This window comes from Aeromonas rivuli (assembly GCF_000820045.1).
In the GTDB taxonomy this organism is placed as follows: domain Bacteria; phylum Pseudomonadota; class Gammaproteobacteria; order Enterobacterales; family Aeromonadaceae; genus Aeromonas; species Aeromonas rivuli.
In genome coordinates, this window is the sequence record NZ_CDBJ01000027.1 from 96620 (window position 1) to 115169 (window position 18550).

16 protein-coding genes are annotated in these 18550 nt (G+C 56.8%); 13 read left to right on the top strand and 3 right to left on the bottom strand.

The genetic code is table 11. The features are described 5' to 3' along the window. Positions 1–442: 442 nt before the first annotated feature. The 6 genes from hcp1 (at position 443) to BN1130_RS22590 (ending at position 6401) form a co-directional block, all read left to right on the top strand. Entirely contained in the window at positions 443–961 is a 519-nt protein-coding gene (gene hcp1 / locus BN1130_RS04690; RefSeq protein ID WP_042040620.1) for a type VI secretion system effector Hcp1, read from the top strand. Between the two features lie 181 nt (positions 962–1142). Beyond that, complete coding sequence (locus BN1130_RS04695) at positions 1143–3221, top strand: type VI secretion system Vgr family protein (protein WP_042040621.1); 2079 nt, start codon at positions 1143–1145, stop codon at positions 3219–3221. Continuing rightward, a complete protein-coding gene (locus BN1130_RS04700) occupies positions 3221–3970 on the top strand; it encodes a DUF4123 domain-containing protein (protein ID WP_052448196.1) in 750 nt (249 codons plus the stop codon). Before BN1130_RS04695 ends, BN1130_RS04700 begins: the two co-directional genes overlap by 1 nt. Continuing rightward, positions 3971–4471, top strand: coding sequence for a membrane protein (locus BN1130_RS04705; protein WP_042040622.1), 501 nt, complete (start codon positions 3971–3973; stop codon positions 4469–4471). Continuing rightward, a complete protein-coding gene (locus BN1130_RS04710; RefSeq protein ID WP_232301928.1) occupies positions 4468–6228 on the top strand; it encodes a phospholipase effector Tle1 domain-containing protein in 1761 nt (586 codons plus the stop codon). The genes BN1130_RS04705 and BN1130_RS04710 overlap by 4 nt, the downstream gene beginning before the upstream one ends. Beyond that, positions 6225–6401 carry a hypothetical protein gene (locus BN1130_RS22590; RefSeq protein WP_198135233.1) on the top strand — a complete coding sequence of 59 codons (177 nt, stop codon included), beginning with the start codon at positions 6225–6227 and terminating at the stop codon, positions 6399–6401. The genes BN1130_RS04710 and BN1130_RS22590 overlap by 4 nt, the downstream gene beginning before the upstream one ends. A gap of 104 nt (positions 6402–6505) precedes the next feature. Here the strand turns inward: BN1130_RS22590 and BN1130_RS04715 are convergent, their stop codons facing one another. Then, positions 6506–7858 carry a tyrosine-type recombinase/integrase gene (locus tag BN1130_RS04715; protein ID WP_042040623.1) on the bottom strand — a complete coding sequence of 451 codons (1353 nt, stop codon included), beginning with the start codon at positions 7856–7858 and terminating at the stop codon, positions 6506–6508. Between the two features lie 630 nt (positions 7859–8488). On the opposite strand from BN1130_RS04715, the gene BN1130_RS04720 reads away from it, so the two are divergent. Continuing rightward, complete coding sequence (locus BN1130_RS04720; RefSeq protein ID WP_232301929.1) at positions 8489–9265, top strand: MurR/RpiR family transcriptional regulator; 777 nt, start codon at positions 8489–8491, stop codon at positions 9263–9265. Positions 9266–9459: 194 nt separating this feature from the next. Continuing rightward, the gene (locus BN1130_RS04725) at positions 9460–10896 is read left to right on the top strand and encodes a 6-phospho-beta-glucosidase (RefSeq protein ID WP_042040625.1); all 1437 of its coding nucleotides are present in this window, start codon (positions 9460–9462) and stop codon (positions 10894–10896) included. Between the two features lie 119 nt (positions 10897–11015). Here the strand turns inward: BN1130_RS04725 and BN1130_RS04730 are convergent, their stop codons facing one another. Next, a complete protein-coding gene (locus tag BN1130_RS04730; RefSeq protein WP_005906398.1) occupies positions 11016–11438 on the bottom strand; it encodes a GNAT family N-acetyltransferase in 423 nt (140 codons plus the stop codon). A 167-nt stretch (positions 11439–11605) separates the two neighbouring features. On the opposite strand from BN1130_RS04730, the gene BN1130_RS04735 reads away from it, so the two are divergent. Further along, positions 11606–12106, top strand: coding sequence for an SRPBCC family protein (locus tag BN1130_RS04735; protein ID WP_042040626.1), 501 nt, complete (start codon positions 11606–11608; stop codon positions 12104–12106). Between the two features lie 62 nt (positions 12107–12168). Here the strand turns inward: BN1130_RS04735 and BN1130_RS04740 are convergent, their stop codons facing one another. Then, on the bottom strand, positions 12169–13446 hold the full coding sequence (locus BN1130_RS04740; protein WP_042040628.1) for an NAD(P)/FAD-dependent oxidoreductase: 1278 nt from the start codon (positions 13444–13446) through the stop codon (positions 12169–12171). A gap of 324 nt (positions 13447–13770) precedes the next feature. Here BN1130_RS04740 and BN1130_RS04745 point away from each other — a divergent pair, with 324 nt between their 5' ends. From BN1130_RS04745 to BN1130_RS04760, 4 genes are all read left to right on the top strand, one after another. Continuing rightward, the gene (locus BN1130_RS04745; protein WP_042040992.1) at positions 13771–15234 is read left to right on the top strand and encodes an NAD-dependent succinate-semialdehyde dehydrogenase; all 1464 of its coding nucleotides are present in this window, start codon (positions 13771–13773) and stop codon (positions 15232–15234) included. 151 nt (positions 15235–15385) lie between these two features. Next, the gene (gene gabT / locus BN1130_RS04750) at positions 15386–16663 is read left to right on the top strand and encodes a 4-aminobutyrate--2-oxoglutarate transaminase (protein WP_042040630.1); all 1278 of its coding nucleotides are present in this window, start codon (positions 15386–15388) and stop codon (positions 16661–16663) included. A gap of 299 nt (positions 16664–16962) precedes the next feature. Further along, complete coding sequence (locus tag BN1130_RS22125; protein WP_157013903.1) at positions 16963–17118, top strand: hypothetical protein; 156 nt, start codon at positions 16963–16965, stop codon at positions 17116–17118. Next, positions 17118–18464, top strand: coding sequence for an APC family permease (locus BN1130_RS04760; protein WP_042040632.1), 1347 nt, complete (start codon positions 17118–17120; stop codon positions 18462–18464). Before BN1130_RS22125 ends, BN1130_RS04760 begins: the two co-directional genes overlap by 1 nt. Positions 18465–18550 lie beyond the last annotated feature (86 nt).

Genomic DNA, 18550 nt, shown 5'->3' on the forward strand with positions numbered 1-18550 from the left:
TTTCATGAAACTCCAAGCTGAACCCGAGACTACCGAAGATACCAAGAGTCCCAGGCGCCCCAAAAACAGGATGATGAGGTCGTATCGTTTATAGGGAAGCACAGGGGCTATGGCTGAAGTGAATATGGTGGCCCCGACGCCCAGGGAGGAAGCCACGCAGATGGCCATCAGAAGGAGAAAAAATCAATATTTCAGCAGATCTCCTCAGTCAATTATGCTACTCAGTGCAATATATCGCTTCATTTACAGTGTCATTCCCTAACCACGCAACCAATTGCAATGGCATGACCTGTTTGGCGCAATATTTTGCGCGACGGCGTGCCCTTGTGGTTGAATTGGACCATAATCAACTGATAATAAAGCAATTTTAATTATGGCATGCACTGTGCCTGTGGTCGGTGGAGAGTTATCTCATTAAACCAATCCAATCAGGAGCATTACCATGCCAACACCGTGTTATATCAGCATTGAAGGTAAAACCCAGGGCAACATCACTGCCGGTGCCTTCACCTCCGATTCCGTCGGCAACATCTTCGTACAAGGTCACGAAGATGAGATGCTGGTACAAGAGTTCCAGCACGTCGTTACCGTGCCGACCGACCCGCAATCCGGTCAGCCTGCTGGCCAGCGTGTCCACAAGCCGTTCAAGTTCACCGTCGCCCTGAACAAAGCCGTACCGCTGATGTACAACTCCCTGGCCTCCGGCGAGATGCTGCCGACCGTGACTCTGAAGTGGTATCGCACTTCCGTGGAAGGCAAGCAGGAGCACTTCTTCTCTACCGTGCTGACCGACGCCACCATCGTCGACATCGACTGCCAGATGCCGCACTGCCAAGACCCGGCAAAATCCGACTTCACCCAGCTTATCCAGGTCTCCCTGGCCTACCGCAAAATCGACTGGGAGCACACCGTTGCCGGTACCTCTGGTGCTGACGACTGGCGTGCCCCCATCGAGGCCTAAACCTCGCTTGGGTTAGAGTATGTTTTCCTTGCTCCATACCCTGGGGCACAACTGGATTTCTGCTTGAAATCTGTGCGTTTTCCCGACCTTCGGGTCGGGCTTTTGTGTTTTGTCATGGTGCTATGATGGCGCGGATGCCATGTGGCTAGGCACCATGACAAAGCATAAAGGGATAATTTAAATGGCTCATCACACCGGATTACAATTCACCGTCAAGGTGGGGGCACTGCCCGAGACCACCTTCGTCGTCGCCTCTTTCAAGCTCAATGAATCGCTAAGTGCCCCCTTTGCGTTGCTGATTGAGGTTGCCAGCCCACAATCTGATGTCGCCTTCGCTGATGTGCTGGAGCAGCCTTGCGAATTGTTGGTGTGGTACCACGGCGAGTTGCAGCGCCGGGTGTGCGGCGTGGTGGGGGAATTCATGCAAGGGGACAGCGGTTTTCGCCGCACCCGCTACCAGTTGGTGGTGCGTCCTGCCTTGTGGCGCCTTGGCCTTCGCCGCAACGCCCGCATCTTCCAGGCTCAAAAGCCTGATGAAATCCTCAGCATTCTGCTGCAAGAGCACGGCATCACCGATTACGCCTTTGCGCTGAAAAATGAACACGCCCAGCGCGAGTACTGCGTGCAGTACCGGGAGAGCGACCTCGATTTCGTCAACCGCCTCGCTGCCGAAGAGGGCATTTTCTACTTCTTTGAGTTCGAGCAGGGCAAGCATCGCATCGTCTTTGCCGACGATGCCGCCGTGCTGCTGCAAGGCCCCGCGCTGTTCTTCAATCTCGGCAATCGCTCCTTGGAACAAGGCGCCTATATTCGCCAGTTCAGCTACCGCGAATCGGTGCGCCCTGCCGCCGTTGAGCTTAAGGATTACCACTTCCAGACCCCGGCCTACAGCCTCTCCCACCAAGCAGTAGGCAGCGCCCTCGCTCATCAACGAGATACTTACCAACATTTCGATTATCCGGGTCGCTTCAAGCAGGACGGCAGCGGCAAGGCCTTCACTGGGTACCGGCTCGATGCGTTGCGCAATGACGCCGCCATCAGCACGGGCCAGTCCAACTGCGCCGCCCTCTTGCCCGGTCAGCGTTTCTCCTTGAGTGAGCATCCCAATGTGGCGCTGAATATTGACTGGCAAGTGGTCAGCGTCAGCCACGAAGGCAAACAGCCGCAAGCCCTGGAAGAGGAAGGGGGTGATGGCGCTACCACCATCACCAATGCATTTTCGGTCGTGAAGGCCCAGCAGACCTGGCGCCCGGCGATACTGCACAAGCCGATGGTGGATGGCCCGCAAATCGCTTTCGTGGTGGGCCCAGACGGGGAGGAGATTTACTGCGACGAGCATGGCCGGGTGAAACTGCAATTCCCGTGGGACAGGTATGGCGCGAGCAACGACCAGAGTTCATGTTGGGTACGGGTGTCCCAAGGCTGGGCCGGTGGTCAATACGGCATGATGGCTATCCCCCGTATCGGCCACGAAGTCATCGTGAGCTTTTTGGAAGGTGACCCTGACCAGCCCATCATCACCGGCCGCACCTTTCACGCCACCAACAAGCCACCCTACGAGTTGCCCGCCAACAAGACCCGCACCGTGCTGCGCACCGAAACCCATCAGGGGGAGGGCTTCAACGAGCTGCGCTTCGAAGACCAGGCCGGTCAGGAAGAGATCTATATCCACGGTCAGAAAGACCTGAACCTGCTCATCGAGAATGATACGACGTGGCATATCAAACATGACGAACATAACGACATCGACTTTGATCGTATCACCCGAATTAAGGCCAATGACCACCTGAGCGTTGATGGCGAGAAGCGCGACCATATCAAAGCTGATTACTCGCTGACCGTCGATGCCTCCCTGCATCAGAAAATTGCGCAGGCGCTACTGGTGGAAGCGGGCCAGGAAATTCACTTCAAATCAGGCCAAAAGGTGGTACTAGAAGCGGGTGCAGAGATCACGCTCAAAGTAGGCGGCAGCTTCGTCAAGGTGGATCCCAGCGGCGTCACCTTGGTTGGCCCCACCATCAAGATGAACTCGGGCGGCAGTCCAGGTAATGGCACGGACTGGGGCGGACAGGCCCCCTCGTTGCCGAAAGCTGTCGCGACTGAACCTTCTCCTGAGCACGTCACTATCGTCCCTATGACTCCAACGCAGGCGAGTGCAGAAGCCTTGCTAAAGACGTTGCCGCCAATGGAGAAACCCGTTTGTATCCCTTGCATGCTGCGAGCAATGAGGCAGGGTGATGCTGTCGTACAGGGGGAATAATGATGCTACCTGAGAAATTGTGGTCCGAAGATGCCTGTTATGTGCTGTTTGAAGGCGCAGAGCTTAAAGGTGAATTGCGAGAAACATTGATAGCCAACCAGAGCGGTCTCTTACGCCCGTTGCTGCTCCACCCGGATGTATTTGAACTGATTAATCTAGGCCCCTGGCTTTGGCACTGCCAACAAGCATCCACCCCTTTGCTTGAGCAGATGATTGAGCAAGGAGTGGTACAAGGATTGATCCATAGTCAGCGTTCACTGGAAGAACTCCAGCAGCAGCTTGCCATGGGGTGCATGGTTGTAGAGCCCAAAGAGCGTCATAGTCAACTACTGCGTTTTTATACCTCATTAGCCTTACCCGTTATGCTGGCTCAGCGAGACTCGCCTTGGCATGCGTCTCTGTTTGGCGGCCTGAGTAACTGGTGGTGTTACCAGTGTGATGGTCAGTGGGAGCATTACTCTATTGAAGCCAAGCCAGCTGAGTTACGAGTGATTACCCTCACTGATGAGTTGCAGGTAGCCTTGATGGGGGATCCCGAGGTACCAAGGTTGCTCACCATGTGGCAAGGCAGTGTACGCTTCCCACAATTCCCTGCCTGTATCCGTACCGATATGGCCGTGAAAGCCTTAAAGAAAGCAGATGATGCTGGAGCCCCTTCCTCCGATCGCTTGATATGGGGACTTACCTGGCTGGAAGGAGGTAGTCCAGCATTGGAAGAATTAAGAACCGCTGTTTTAGAGGATGTTTGAATGCGTAATTCGTTTTCTATCCGGATGTTTAATGCTGCCTGGGACTTGTTGCCCCGCTGGGGGCGCTGGCTGGCTGGTGTGTTGTTTGTTGCTTATCTGGTATGGGCATTTGCCATTAAAGAAAACTTTGGCGGGGCCTTTCTGGTTCTCAATAATTTAATGGATCGCCCCATTACCTACCACTACGTCAATGGCAATATGGGAGGAAATGCTTTTGCCTTCGATGGTTTAAATGCAGGAGGTAAAATAGCAGGGCCCTATGATATATCGGGCAAGACAGTCACGATCGAATGGATGTTGAGTATGACCAAAACTCAGTATGACGAGCTGGGCTATCGTCCTGAAAAACACAAAGTAACGCTGCCGATGCCAGAGCGCAAACAGGGTGACGAATATTTTTACACCCTGATCATGCCCAATAATGAAGTCAAGGTGCGTTGGTCACCTAAGCCTGGGGCGTTTAAGGATGTGATCGCTACTTACCAGACGAGGAAGCAATGATGGTCGATTTGCATGATATGAAATGCCGGGCGGCGCGGGAGAGAAGTCTTCACCAAGCCGGTATTGGCACCTGTTCCCTGGCATGGCAAGTCGGTTTCTTCTTTGATGGTATGCGCCGCAATATCAATCAGGACAGCGATACGCACCGTTTGACCAATGTCTCTCGCCTGTTTCGGGCTCATCCGATACAAGAGTCGATGGACTTGGACTCCTCCTATCTTTATTCAGCTATTTATATCTCTGGGCTAGGCACTCCCTATGAAGATCAAACGGCCGACCGTCTGCATAGTGTGATGGACAGCCAGCAAAAGGCCTTGCTCGATGACACCCTGGATAGCACCAGCGGTCAAGCCAAAGAGGCAGCAGTCGATGCGCTATATGACGCCAATAAAAAGGATTGGTTTGATACCCTGTCACACAATCTGAAAGACCTCTTCAGCATCAAGGCGGCCAAGGCCGTTATCACAGATACCGCCCAGGGTATTGCCAAGAAGGTGACCCTGGAAGCACTACCGGCGCTCCGTGACCACCCCATGGTGATGGAGCAGTTTATGACCGGGGTTGACGCTCGGGTTGATGGCGCCAAAAGCAGCTTTAAAAAGCAATTCTCCTCTCTGAAGGCTGAAAGCCAACTGCCTATCAAGCTGATCCAGGTCTCGGTATTTGGCGCCGATCTGGGTGGCATTCTGGCCCGACGCTTTATCGATGAGCTGCTGGAAGAGGTCTGCACCAAGGAGGGGGATGAGTATCGCTATGAGGGGGCCAAGGTGGAAATCACCTTTGTGGGCCTGTTTGACTGCACCCGACGCAGCTCACTCGACTCTGGCGATACCATGGCCGATGCATTCAGCCTGGCCGGGCTGTTGGCCCGCCCCATTGCGGGGCCCCTAGAGTGGATAGGTGGGGGTAAGGTGATCGACTTTGACAAGGCGCTGCACCCTGCCGTGAAAAAGGCGCTCCATTTGGTGGCGGCCCACGAGCGGCGTGTCTACCGCCCTCTGGTACCGCTCGGGCCGTTGAAATCCACTTGGCGGGAGGAGTTGCTGCCGGGGGTAAGCGAAGATATTACAGGCGGCTTGCTGCCCAATGAACAGCGCCCCAGTGCCGAGTTGTGCCGGGTTGCCCTGCATCAGATGTATAACGCCGCTCGTAGTGGGGAAGTACCCTTTCCAAATTTCAATACCCTTCAGGAAATAGACCCATTAGTCGCAGAATATTTTGTAATGAATGACAATCTTGCTGGGAAATCGGTGCGTTTTTATAGCCGAAAATATATGCAAAAGGTGGGAAGTAACAAGCCATCACGCCAAGCGTTCGAACGTCACCAGCAAATTTACGCCTGGTGGCTTGGCAGGCAATATGCTGACTATAAGGAAAGGATGGAAACCCCCAGTTCGGAAGACCGGTCATGGCTTAAAGATCGCTGGGGATGGCTTGAATTCGTGCGTGATGAAGCGAAATATGTCGAACGAGCGGTAACCAACCCCAATGGTTATGTCGCCTACGCACAAGGCAGCAATGCACTCAAAATGGCGAAGACGTTTCTTTATCCGTCTCAACATACCTTCCCTGAAGAGGTGGGCATCTTTTTTGCCTACTTTATGCATGACTTTGTCAGCTCGACCGCTTTTACCGCTTCCCCCACCGAACAGGTAAAAATTAAAGACCAGTCTGAAACCATGATTAGCTCCCATCATTTTTTTCTACCCAGAGGGATCGAAGCGATTGAAGCGAGCGAAAAGGATCAAGCGGCATGAGGCAGTATCAAAGCTGGTTGGCTGAGTACTTGGTGAGTCGCCGCGATGGCGACCACGCCATGTCTGCCGCCCTGGCCGAGAGCATCAGGGAGTTTTGGCAGGCCAGAGGCGATAAAGCCGAGCATGCAAAGTGGCAGAAGGTCTATCAGGAACACTGCCAACAAGCTGTTTGATCTGGAAAAGGCTAAAAATAAACAGCATGGAAACGGCCCAATTGGGCCGTTTCTTTTTGTGGTGCCTGGACGATATCAATTTGTCTATGGATTTAACACGCTGCTCAGCGTTTACCGAATCGGCCTTGGATGACGTTACCGCCAAGAGCTGGTGATTTTTCCACTTCATGTTGGACTATCCGTTGCTTCACAAACTCCCCCCATCGAAGAAACAGGCTCCTAAGTTTTTCTGGGTTACGCAGAGCGCCTGCCTGATAAGTTCGCAGCAGCTTGTCACTGATCTGGTGGTTCAGCATATGCTCAATTTCCAGAGGTCCGGCACCAAGTTCAATACCGCAGCAGTTTGCGACGCTACGCCGCAGATCGTGCACGCTGAAGGGGTCAAGTTCGGCTAGCTTACGCTTCTGCAACCGCTCAATGGCTCGCATAAGAGCATCACCCGTGATCGCATGCCCACGTCTTGTCATCGATTCGAACACATAGGGGCTGGTGGGCGAGGCTATCATTCGCTGCTCTGCAATGATCTCCTGAGCCAGTGGTGACAAGGTCACCACGTGTGGTCGCCCACTTTTGGTCTCAGGTATGGTCCAGCGGTCGCCATCCAGGTGTGCCCACTGCATCGAGATCACCTCCCCTCGACGAACAGCGCTCAGGATAATCATTTTGATTGCGTTGGCGACACTGCCGGACAGGACTGAGGTCGCTGCAATGCCACGACCACCAGCAGCCAAAGCGCCACCTCCTGTGATCCCCTCCTCTAACGCTTGCCATAGCGCTCGTAGTTCACTGACAGGCAACCATCGCTCCCGAGGTGGATTGGGTGTTGCACTATACACCCTGGGTTTAAGCGCCAATGTGGGGCTCATCTCGATGAGTTGTCGCCGCATCGCCTCCTCCATCATCTGGTGCATGATCCCCATCGCTTTGCGCAGCCCTTCCAGAGAGACCTTCTGCAACTTCTGATAGTGCTGGTGCAACACTGCCATGGTGATATCGCAGATACGATAGTTGCCAAGCGCCTTTTGTAAGTGGGTTTGATAGATACGACGGTAATCAGAGACGGTTCGAGGGCTGATTTCAGAACGAACCCCATCACGGCGTTTGACGCTGGCTTTGTGGACAAGCCACTGTTCAAACAACTCATCAAGCACGAGCATCTGCTCGTTCTTTTGCTTCGTCTCGGCAATAGCCTGGCGGGGATCTATGCCCTGCTTGACTTGCCCCACAGCGATACAATGCCGCTCGCGAGCTTGAGCAAGGCCCATTGCCGGGTACAGCCCCAGAACCATGGTCTGCTGTTTACCCAGCAGCCTAAATCGATACACGAAACGCTTTTGCTTACCGGCCCTGACTTCGAGTGACAACCCGTTACCGTGTTTAGAGCTGATAGCAAATCGGGTTGCAGTTGCATCTTCTTTAAGCTCTGCCGCCGCGACCTGTCGATCTTGAGATATCATCCTAAAACCTCATATTGGGGTACCACATGGGGTACCACATTTGGCATCGTATAGGGTTGTTCCGCGTTGGACAACAATGAACAAGACAAAAACCTAACCAACTGAATTTAATCTATTTAGTGGATTTATATTGGATTGTACAATACCGGGTTAGACAGTAATCACATGACTTCGTAATGCGAAGGTCGCAGGTTCGACTCCTGTTTCCGGCACCAGCCAAGTCAAAGGACTAGCCTCATCAGAGGTTAGTCCTTTGTTTTATTTGGTAAGTCTGCTCTTGTTTACTCTCTGCCATCATGGATGGCGTGTTTGTTAAATCCAAAAATAAGACTACCAGTCACTGGAAAACACCTTCATGAAAATAACCGACTGAAGGTTACCTCAACCTCTTAAATAATCTCAATCAAAATGATATTTAAATTAAGTTGATGTTATTTATTTTAATTTAAAAGCTTTTCAACAAGCCATACATCTATAGTTGATTGATTTCATCCCAAAATCATATATGTTGAAACATGCTTTTTAATACTAGGTCGATGACATCGTTAATAGTCATTAAGTCAATCCGCATTCTAAAAGTACTCATATCCGGGCAGGTTCCAATTTACAAGCCGTGGTATCGTTGCCATCATGGCTCTTTCTGGCACTACTGATAGCGACCCGGCGGCTCCCATCATGTTCGATCACCTCTCCCTCTCCACCTTCAACGAACTAGAGCTGATGGTGTATCACTATGTCATCAAGCACAGGGAGCAGATCCCCTACATGCGGATCCGTGAGCTGGCACAGGCGGCCGGGGTGTCGACCACCACGGTACTGCGTTTTTGCAAGAAGCTGGGCTGCACGGGTTTTTCCGAGTTTCGGATCCGCTTCAAGCTCTCATTGGAGCAAGACACGGCATCGGTTGCCCGCTTCGGGGTCAATGAGCTGATGAGTTTTTTCAAGAGCATCAACAACCCCGAGTTCGAGACCCTGATCGATCAAGCCGCCGCCCTGATCTCGGATGCCGAGCGTGTCCTGTTCGTCGGAGTCGGCACCTCGGGCTCCCTCGGCAAATATGGAGCCAGATTCTTCTCCAACGTCGGCAAGTTCAGCAACCATATCGACGACCCCTATTACCCTATTAGCACCGACACCTTTCATAATGCCGTCGCCATTATTCTCTCGGTCTCTGGTGAAACGCAGGACATGTTGAAGTTGGCGCAAAAATTCAGTTTCCACAAATGTAAAATAATCAGCATTACTAATAGCGAGACCTGTTCGCTGGCTAAACTGGCAGACTTTAATCTCTCCTACCACATGCCGCAGTTCATGGTTGGCCACAACCATAATATCACGACCCAAGTGCCCGTTGTTTATATCATCGAGACCATAGGCCGCCGACTGACGGCCAATCCTCCGGCCTGAAAACAACTTGTTTTTTGATTGTGACAAGTCACGAATAACCTATTTCGTTATATCGTGACTTTGTTATTTGCTTTGCTAACATCAGCCCATCACACCTCGCCCTGAACCGCGCCCAATCATGGGGCTCTTACCGATTGCTCGGCGAGGATCACCCATTCCATGCCCTTATTCGGGCCTTGATGAGAGAGAAGCCAATGAAACAGCAAGGATTACCAAAAGACTTTCTGTGGGGCGGCGCAGTCGCGGCCCATCAGGTAGAAGGGGCCTGGGATCAGGGCGGTAAAGGGCCCAGCATAGTGGACGTGCTATCGAGTGGCGCCCATGGGGTCGATAGGGTCATCACCGACGGCATACTGCCCGGTTATCACTATGGCAACCATGAGGCGGTGGATTTTTATCACCACTACCAGCAGGACATAGCCCTGCTGGCCGAAATGGGCTTCAAATGCTTTCGCACCTCCATCGCCTGGTCGCGCATCTTCCCCAAGGGCGACGAGCTGGTTCCCAACGAGCAGGGCCTGCAATTTTATGACGACCTGTTCGATGAACTGCTCAAACATGGCATAGAGCCCGTCATTACCCTCTCCCATTTCGAAATGCCCTGGCACCTGGTCAAGGAGTACGGAGGCTGGAAGCACCGCAAGCTGGTCGAGTTCTTCGTGCGCTTTAGCGAGACAGTGCTGCGCCGCTATCAGCACAAGGTCAAATACTGGATGACCTTCAACGAGATCAACAACCAGCGTAACTGGCGCTCTCCCCTGTTTGGCTACTGCTGCTCCGGCGTTATCTACAACCAGGAACCGAACCCGGAAGAGTGCATGTATCAGGTACTGCACCACCAGTTTGTGGCCAGCGCCCAGGTGGTCAAACTTGGCCACGAGATCAACCCTGAGTTCCAGATCGGCTGCATGATAGCCATGGTGCCCCTCTATCCCTACTCCTGCCATCCGGACGATGTGATGTATGCCCAGGAGGCGATGCGCGAGCGTTTCTTGTTCAGCGATGTCCATGTCCGTGGCGCCTATCCGAGCTATATCCGCAAGGAGTGGCAGCGCAAGGGCTACCAGATAGTCATGGAGCCCGGTGACGAACAGATACTGCGCGAGGGTTGCGTCGACTACATCGGCCTGAGCTACTACATGAGCAATGTGGTACGTGCCCACCATCAGGGCAGCGGCACCGCCCTGTCAGGCTTCGAGGGCGGGGTGCCCAACCCGCACCTCAAGGCTTCGGACTGGGGTTGGCAGATAGACCCGGTCGGCCTGCGTTACAGCCTCAATATTCTCTACGAGCGCTACAACAAGCCGCTGTTCATCGTCGAGAACGGCTTCGGCGCCCTGGACAAGCCGGGTGAGAACGGTGAGGTACAAGATGACTACCGCATCGAATACCTCAGCGCCCACATCGCACAGATGAAAAAAGCGGTGATTGAGGACGGGGTCGAACTGATGGGCTACACCCCCTGGGGCTGCATCGATTGCGTCTCCTTCACCACGGGGGAGTATCGCAAACGCTACGGCTTCATCTATGTGGACAAACACGACGATGGCAGCGGCAGTCAGGCGCGCAGCAAGAAGCAGAGCTTCCACTGGTACCAAGGGGTGATAAAAAGCAACGGTGAAACGCTCTGAGCTCCCCCAGGGGCCAGCTCATTGGCGCCATCAAGATAAATGAAGAAGGGCTGCCTCAGGGCAGCCCTTCTTCATTGTTGAAACCATGGATGGCCGATGAACTCACCGACCCGTATGGATCAATAGAGGCAGAGCCTGCGCCAGGGCCCGGTGACCTCGCACAATCCCGTCTCCTCGGTCGGCTCCCAGCCGAGACGCCGATAGAAGGCAATGGCGGCGGTGTTATTGATGGCCACCTTGAGGGAAGCGGGTCTGGGCAACTCGGCCAGTGCCTTCTCCAGCAGGGCACGCCCCATCCCCTGACCATGCCAATCGGCGGAAACATAGAGATGATGAACGAAACTGTCTGGCGCCCAGATGGCGATGAAACCGCAGGGAGTGCCTCCCTGCTCTGCGACCCAGATCTGCTCGCCGCTGATCTGCTCGGTAAAATCTTCCAGCGCAAATTGCGAAGGATCTACCCAATGAAACGTCTGGCGACGTCCTTTTTGAAACAGACGGGATAATGGTGCCACATCCGCTTCAGTCATGGCTCTGATCATCAACCTCTCTCCCTTGCATGGCCCGGCTCGAGCGCGCTATTGGCTATCAGCTTACCCCAGATGGGTGACAGGAACCGGTTCACAAGCAGGCGAGCTGCTGTTAATTTGAACAGATGAGGGGCTATACTGCCCGGGTCCCGCCTACGGATGTGTGAGGTTTGCCGACCATGGATAACAAGCAACTTGAAGGTAACATCTTTATTCCCGCCCACCTAGATGATGTCTGGCATGCCTGGACCACGGAGAGCGGGCTACGCAGCTTTCTCGCCCCGGAGTGCCTGATGGTGGCCGAACCCAATGGCCCGTTCGAGATCTACTTCCGCCCCGATGCTCCCCATGGCGAGCGGGGCAGCGAGGGGTGCCGGGTCATGGCCGTCATGCCCCATGACTTGCTCAGTTTCAGCTGGAATTTCCCCCCCCACTTGCCCCATGTGCGCCAGCAGAAGACCCAGGTCAGCCTGCGTTTCGTGCCCGAAGACCAGGGCACCCGCCTCCATCTGCTGCAGACCGGTTGGGCCAATGATCCGGACTGGGATGAGGGCTACGACTACTTTCGCCATGAATGGTTGGACGTCGTGCTGCCCCGCCTGCAATACCGTTTCACCCACGGCCCCATCGACTGGCACAACCCTCCCAGTGGCCAGCAACTCAAATGTCTGGCGCAATGACCAGGACTGCATGAAAGAGACCGCCCTCAGGCGGTCTCTTGTTATTGGACGACTGCCATCGCTCACACCCCCAACCGATCCCGCAGGCTGTACCAGGCAGCGCCGGCGGCGGTGAAAGGGATGCGGAACAGACGGCCGCCCGGGAAGGGGTAGTGGGGGAGCTTGGCGAAAGCGTCGAAGCGCTCCGCCTGGCCGCTCAACACCTCGGAGAGCAACTTGCCCGCCAGATGGGTGCAAGTAACGCCGTGGCCACTGTAGCCCTGCATGTAATAGATGTTGGGGCCGATGCGGCCAAACTGCGGCAGGCGCGACATGGTCAGCAGAAAGTTGCCGGTCCAGGTGTATTCCACTTTGACGTCGGCCAGCTGAGGGAAGGTCTTGAGCATTTTGGGGATGATGAGCCGTTCGATGTCGGCGGGATCCCGGGCGCCATAGACGACACCGCCGCCGTAGATCAGGCGGTGATCCCCTGTGGTGCGGTAGTAGTCGAGCAGGTAGTTGCAATCCTCCATGCAGTAGTTCTGCGGCAGCAGTTGCCGGGCACGCTCCTCGCCTATCACCTCGGTGGTCACTACCTGGGTGCCACAGGGCATGCTCTTGCCCGCCAATTCCGGCACCAGATCCCCCAGATAGGCATTACCCGCCACCACCACGAAGCGTGCCTTGACCGCCCCCTTGGCGGTGCGCACCAGCGCCGGTTGACCCGGCTCTATGCTGGTGACCGCTGACTGCTCGAAGATGCGCCCACCCTGGCTGCGAATGGCCTCGGCCTCCCCCAGCGCCAGATTGAGGGGATGGATATGGCCACCGCGCTTGTCGAGCAGGCCGCCGACGTAGCGATCGCTACCCACCACCTGGCGTATCCCCTCTTTATCCAGCAGCTCCAGCTGATCGTTGCCCCATTTGCGCCAGCGCAGTTGCTGGGCCTTGAGCTCGTGCAGCTGACGCTCGGTATCGGCGGCAAAGACGCCACCCTGCTGCAAGTCACATTGAATGTCGTAGCGTTTGATGCGCTCGCGAATGATGTCCCCCCCCTCAAACAACATGCTGCCGAGCAGCCTGGCCTGATCCGGCGGGCAGCTCGCCTCTATGTTGTCGATGTCGCGGCTGTAGGAGTTGACTATCTGGCCACCGTTGCGACCGCTGGCGCCGAAACCGACCCTGGCCGCCTCCAGCACCACCACCGAATAGCCCTTCTCCACCAGATGCAGGGCACTGGACAGGCCGGTATAGCCGGCCCCTATGATGCAGACATCGCACTCAAGCTGTTCATCCAGACTGGGGAAAGGCGCATGGGTATTGGCACTGGCGGCGTAGTAGCTCTTCACATGTTCGGTCATGATCCCTCGTTCCTCACAAGATTGCGCTCAATAATGGCTGAAATGGGGCCTTGCCTGGTCCCTTTTCGGGGGGCGGAGCTGGGTGGCTTGTGCATCGAACGGATTGCGCCTTCCGTTCATTATTTTGCACACCCATGACCGCAAATCTGTCAATGACACCACTTCTAGCACGCCAACACCGCCCTGGGCAACCGCATTTAACACTTGAAAAACAAAGTGGCGGCCATTATGGTCATCCAGTGCTTATTATTCTATACAGCAAGCGTGCCGGATAATGCCATGTCATCCCATCCAGAACGCCCTGAATCTACCGCCGAGGCCCCCATGTCACTGACAGCGCAGCTCGAACCCCTGACTCACTCCCTTGCCTATATAGATGGCCGCTGGTGCCAGGCCCACAGCGGTCGCCAGTTCGAGGTGACCAACCCGGCCACGGGTGAACTCATCACCCGGGTGCCGGACATGGATGGTGCCGATACCCAGGCCGCCATCGAAGCCGCCCATGCTGCTCAGCCTGCCTGGGCGGCACTCACCGCCAAGGAGCGCAGTGCCAGACTGATGCGCTGGTATGAGCTCATCATGGCGAACCAGGATGCCCTGGCGCGGCTGATGACCCGGGAGCAGGGCAAGCCCCTGGCCGAGGCCAAGGGGGAAGTCGCCTACGGTGCCAGCTTTATCCAGTGGTTCGCGGAAGAGGGCAAGCGCGCCTACGGCCGCACCATACCAGGATTCAGTGGCGACAGGCGCCTGGCCACCATCAAGCAGCCGGTCGGGGTCGTGGCCGCCATCACCCCCTGGAACTTCCCCATCGCCATGATCACCCGCAAGGCAGGCCCGGCCCTGGCCGCCGGTTGCACCATCGTCATCAAGCCCGCCGCCGAAACTCCCCTGTGCGCCCTGGCCCTGGCTGCACTGGCCGAGCAGGCCGCTATTCCGGCCGGGGTGATCAACATAGTCACCTCCCATCAGGCCGCCATCGTCGGGGATGAGCTCTGTGCCAACCCCCTGGTGCGCAAGCTCTCTTTCACCGGCTCGACCCGCATCGGCAAGCTGTTGATGCGCCAATGCGCCGACACCATGAAGCGCGTCTCCCTGGAGTTGGGCGGCAACGCCCCCTTCATCGTGTTCGACGATGCGGACTTGGACGCCGCCGTGACCGGGGCCCTCGCCTCCAAATACCGCAATGCGGGCCAGACCTGCGTCTGCGCCAACCGCATATTGGTGCAGGCCAGCGTCTATGACGCCTTCGCCGAGAAGCTGGCCGCCGCGGTGCGCGCCTTCAAGGTGGGAGATGGCCTTGGTGAAGGCAGCCAGATTGGCCCCCTCATCAACCAGACCGCCGCCGACAAGGTCGCCACCCTGGTGGAGCAGGCTCAGGCTGCCGGTGCCCAGATACTGGTAGGTGGCAAGATCCACAGCGCTGGCCCCCTCTTCTACAGCCCGACCATATTGACCCACGTCCAGGCCGATAACCCCATTCTGCAGGAGGAGATCTTCGGCCCCGTCGCGCCCTTGGTGCGCTTTGAGACCGAAGCCGAGGCCATCGCCATCGCCAACGACACCCCTTACGGCCTGGCCGCTTACTTCTATGGCCGTGACATCGCCCGGGTGTGGCGGGTCGCCGAACGTCTTGAGTACGGCATGGTGGGCATCAACGAAGGGATCATCTCTACCGAGCTGGCGCCCTTTGGCGGCATCAAGGAGTCTGGCCTGGGCCGGGAAGGGGCCGCCGAGGGACTCGATGAGTATCTGGAAACCAAATATCTCTGCTTCGGCTCCATTGCATAATAAAACAAATTAATGGATATTTTATTCACCAGTAGTGGGGCGCAGGACAACCAGGCCCCCTGTGATGGACAACCTAAGGATGGGGAGCGACAGCCAGGCTGCCGACTCATCAACATACAGTGAGGGGCTTGCCCCTGATGGGAGAATCAAGATGAGTAATCAATCCTGGCAAGCGCGCCGCGAAGCCGCCGTGGTCAACGGCGTGGGCACCCTGATGCCGGTCTTTATCGACAGGGCCCAGAATGCCGAGCTGTGGGATGTGGAGGGCAACCGCTACATCGACTTTGCCTCGGGCATCGCCGTGCTCAACACCGGCCACAACCACCCCAAGGTGGTGGCCGCCGTGCGCGAGCAACTGGAAAAATTCAGCCACACCTGCTTCCAGGTTACCCCCTACCCCGGCTACATCGAGCTTGCGGAGAAACTCAATGCCCTGGTACCGGGATCGACCCCCAAGCGTACCCTGTTTCTCTCCACCGGTGCCGAGGCGGTGGAGAACGCCATCAAGATAGCCCGCGCCCATACCGGTCGCAGCGGCACCATCGCCTTCAAGGGGGGCTTCCATGGCCGCACCATGATGGGCATGGCGCTCACCGGCAAAGTGGTGCCCTACAAGACAGGGTTCGGCCCCCTGCCGGGAGAGGTCTATCACCTGCCCTTCCCCGCCGATTATCTGGGGGTGAGTGAGGCCGATGCCTTGGCCGCACTGGATCTCTGCTTCAGTGCCGACATAGAGCCGACCCGGGTCGCGGCCATCATCATTGAGCCGGTACAGGGCGAAGGGGGCTTCTACCCGGCCTCCCCCGGCTTCATGCAGAGTTTGCGCAACGTCTGCGATCAGCACGGTATCGTGCTCATCTGCGACGAGATCCAGAGCGGTTTCTGCCGCACCGGCAAGACCTTCGCCACCGAATACAGCGGCATAGAGCCGGACATCATGACCCTGGCCAAGAGCCTGGCCGGTGGCTTCCCGCTCTCGGCCGTGGTCGGCAAGGCGGCTATCATGAACGCCGCCAAACCCGGTGGCCTGGGGGGCACCTATGCGGGCTCCCCCATCGCCTGCGCCGCCGCCCTGGCGGTGCTCGACGTCATTGAGGAGGAGCAACTCAATCGGCGCGCCCAGGCCCAGGGCGAGCAGCTCAAAGCCCGCTTGCACCAGCTTGCCGAGCGTTTCGACTGCATCGGCGATATCCGTGGCCCGGGCGCCATGGTGGCCATGGAGCTGGTCAAGGGCCGCGATGCCCGCCAACCGGACGCCGATCTCACCAAGCGTCTGGTGGCCGAGGCGGGCAAACAGGGGCTGGTATTGCTCTCCTGCGGCGTGCGGGCCAACGTCATCCGCTTCCTGGCGCCGCTCACCGCCGCACCGACGCTGGTAGACGAGGGGCTGGACAAACTGGAGCGGGCCCTGACCGCCGCCCTCGCCTAGGGCGGATACCGGCAACCTCAGCCCGGGCCCGGTGCCCGGGCTGAGTCTTTACCCCAGAACAAGCCCCTGAACTTGCACCAAATATTTGCACTCCACCGGGCTGCCATGGGTTGTCATCCCCGTCCATCTGGGGCAAAATGCGCGCCGCTAAAATAACCGACTTGGTTGCCAAGTCGGTTATTTTCATTTTGTTGTTTACCACCAAACCGAGGCCGGGCCTTTTCCCGGAAATGATATCCGGGGTCGCACTCATAGATGGCGCGAACCCACCCATGATTTATGCCGCTATGAGGAACAAGATGGGGCTCTCTTATACTTCGTCTCCGCTCGCCGGAGTCAGCCTTGGCAACGCGATTGCCAACGACCTCTGCACCACTCTGTCGAGTGTGCGTCTGTTCAGTCCCCTGGCGTCTCGCCATGACCATGCCCTGGCGGCAATGCAGGAGGTTCGCTGATGTCTGATGCACCGGTTCGCCTCAAAAAAACCCTCAAATTATGGCAAGTCGTGGTCATCGGCCTCGCCTACCTGACCCCCATGGCGGTGTTCGACACCTTCGCCATGGTCTCCGACATCACCAGCGGCCACGTCGCCACCTCCTACCTGCTGGCCCTGGCCGGGATACTGTTCACCGCCATCAGCTACGGTCATCTGGTGCGCAAGTATCCCTCCGCCGGCTCGGCCTACACCTACACCCAGAAGACCTTCCATCCCTATGTGGGCTTCATGGTGGGCTGGTCGTCCCTGCTCGACTACCTCTTCATGCCGATGATCAACATGCTGCTGGCCAAGATTTACCTGACCGCCATGTTCCCCGGGGTCGAACCCTGGATCTTTATCTTCGGACTGGTGAGCGTGATGACCCTGCTCAACCTGCGCGGCATCAATCTGGTGGCCAACTTCAATGGCCTGATCGTGCTGGTGCAGGTCGCCATCATACTGGTATTCCTCGCCCTGATGGCCCATGCGGTCTACTTCGGCGAGGGAGAAGGGAGTGTGCTGAGCAGCCGTCCCTTCTATTCGGAGCACACCGCCTTGCTGCCGCTCTTTACCGGCGCCACCATCCTCTGCTTCTCATTCCTGGGCTTCGATGGCCTGAGCTCGCTCAGTGAAGAGACCCCCAACGCCGGCAAGGTGATCCCCCGCGCCATCCTGCTGACCGCCCTCATCGGCGGCATCATCTTCGTGCTGGTCTCCTACTTCCTGCAGCTCTATTTCCCGGACATCAGCCGCTTCAAGGAGCCCGATGCCGTGCTGCCGGAGATCGCCCTCTACGTCGGTGGCAAGCTGTTCCAGAGCATAGTGCTGGTCAGCACCACGGTCGCCGTACTGGCCTCGGGCATGGCGGCCCACGCTGGCGTGTCACGGATCCTCTACGTGATGGGCCGCGATGGCGTCCTGCCCGAGAAGGTGTTCAGCTATGTGCACCCCACCTGGCGTACCCCGGCCATCAACGTGCTGCTGGTCGGTGCCCTGGCACTCTCCGCCGTCTCCTTCGATCTGGACATCGCCCTGGCGCTGGTCAACTTCGGCGCCCTGGTCGCCTTCACCTTCGTCAACCTGTCGGTGATCGCCCAGTTCTATGTGCGCGAGCAGCGTAACAAGACCCTCAAGGACACGGTCTGCTTCCTGCTGCTGCCCCTGTGTGGCGCCGCGACCATAGGCCTGCTCTGGCTCAACCTGGAGCTGAGCTCCCTCTATCTGGGTCTCATATGGGCTGGCCTGGGTCTGGTCTACCTGGTGCTGCGCATCAAGCTCTCCCAGGCGCCCCTGCGGGAGTACGAAGAGGCCGAGCTGCAATAAGCCACGCCGTTCACAGCAAGCAAAAAGGGGAGCCATTAGCTCCCCTTTTATCATTCACAATCCACCCATCAGCGGCTGCGCAGCCA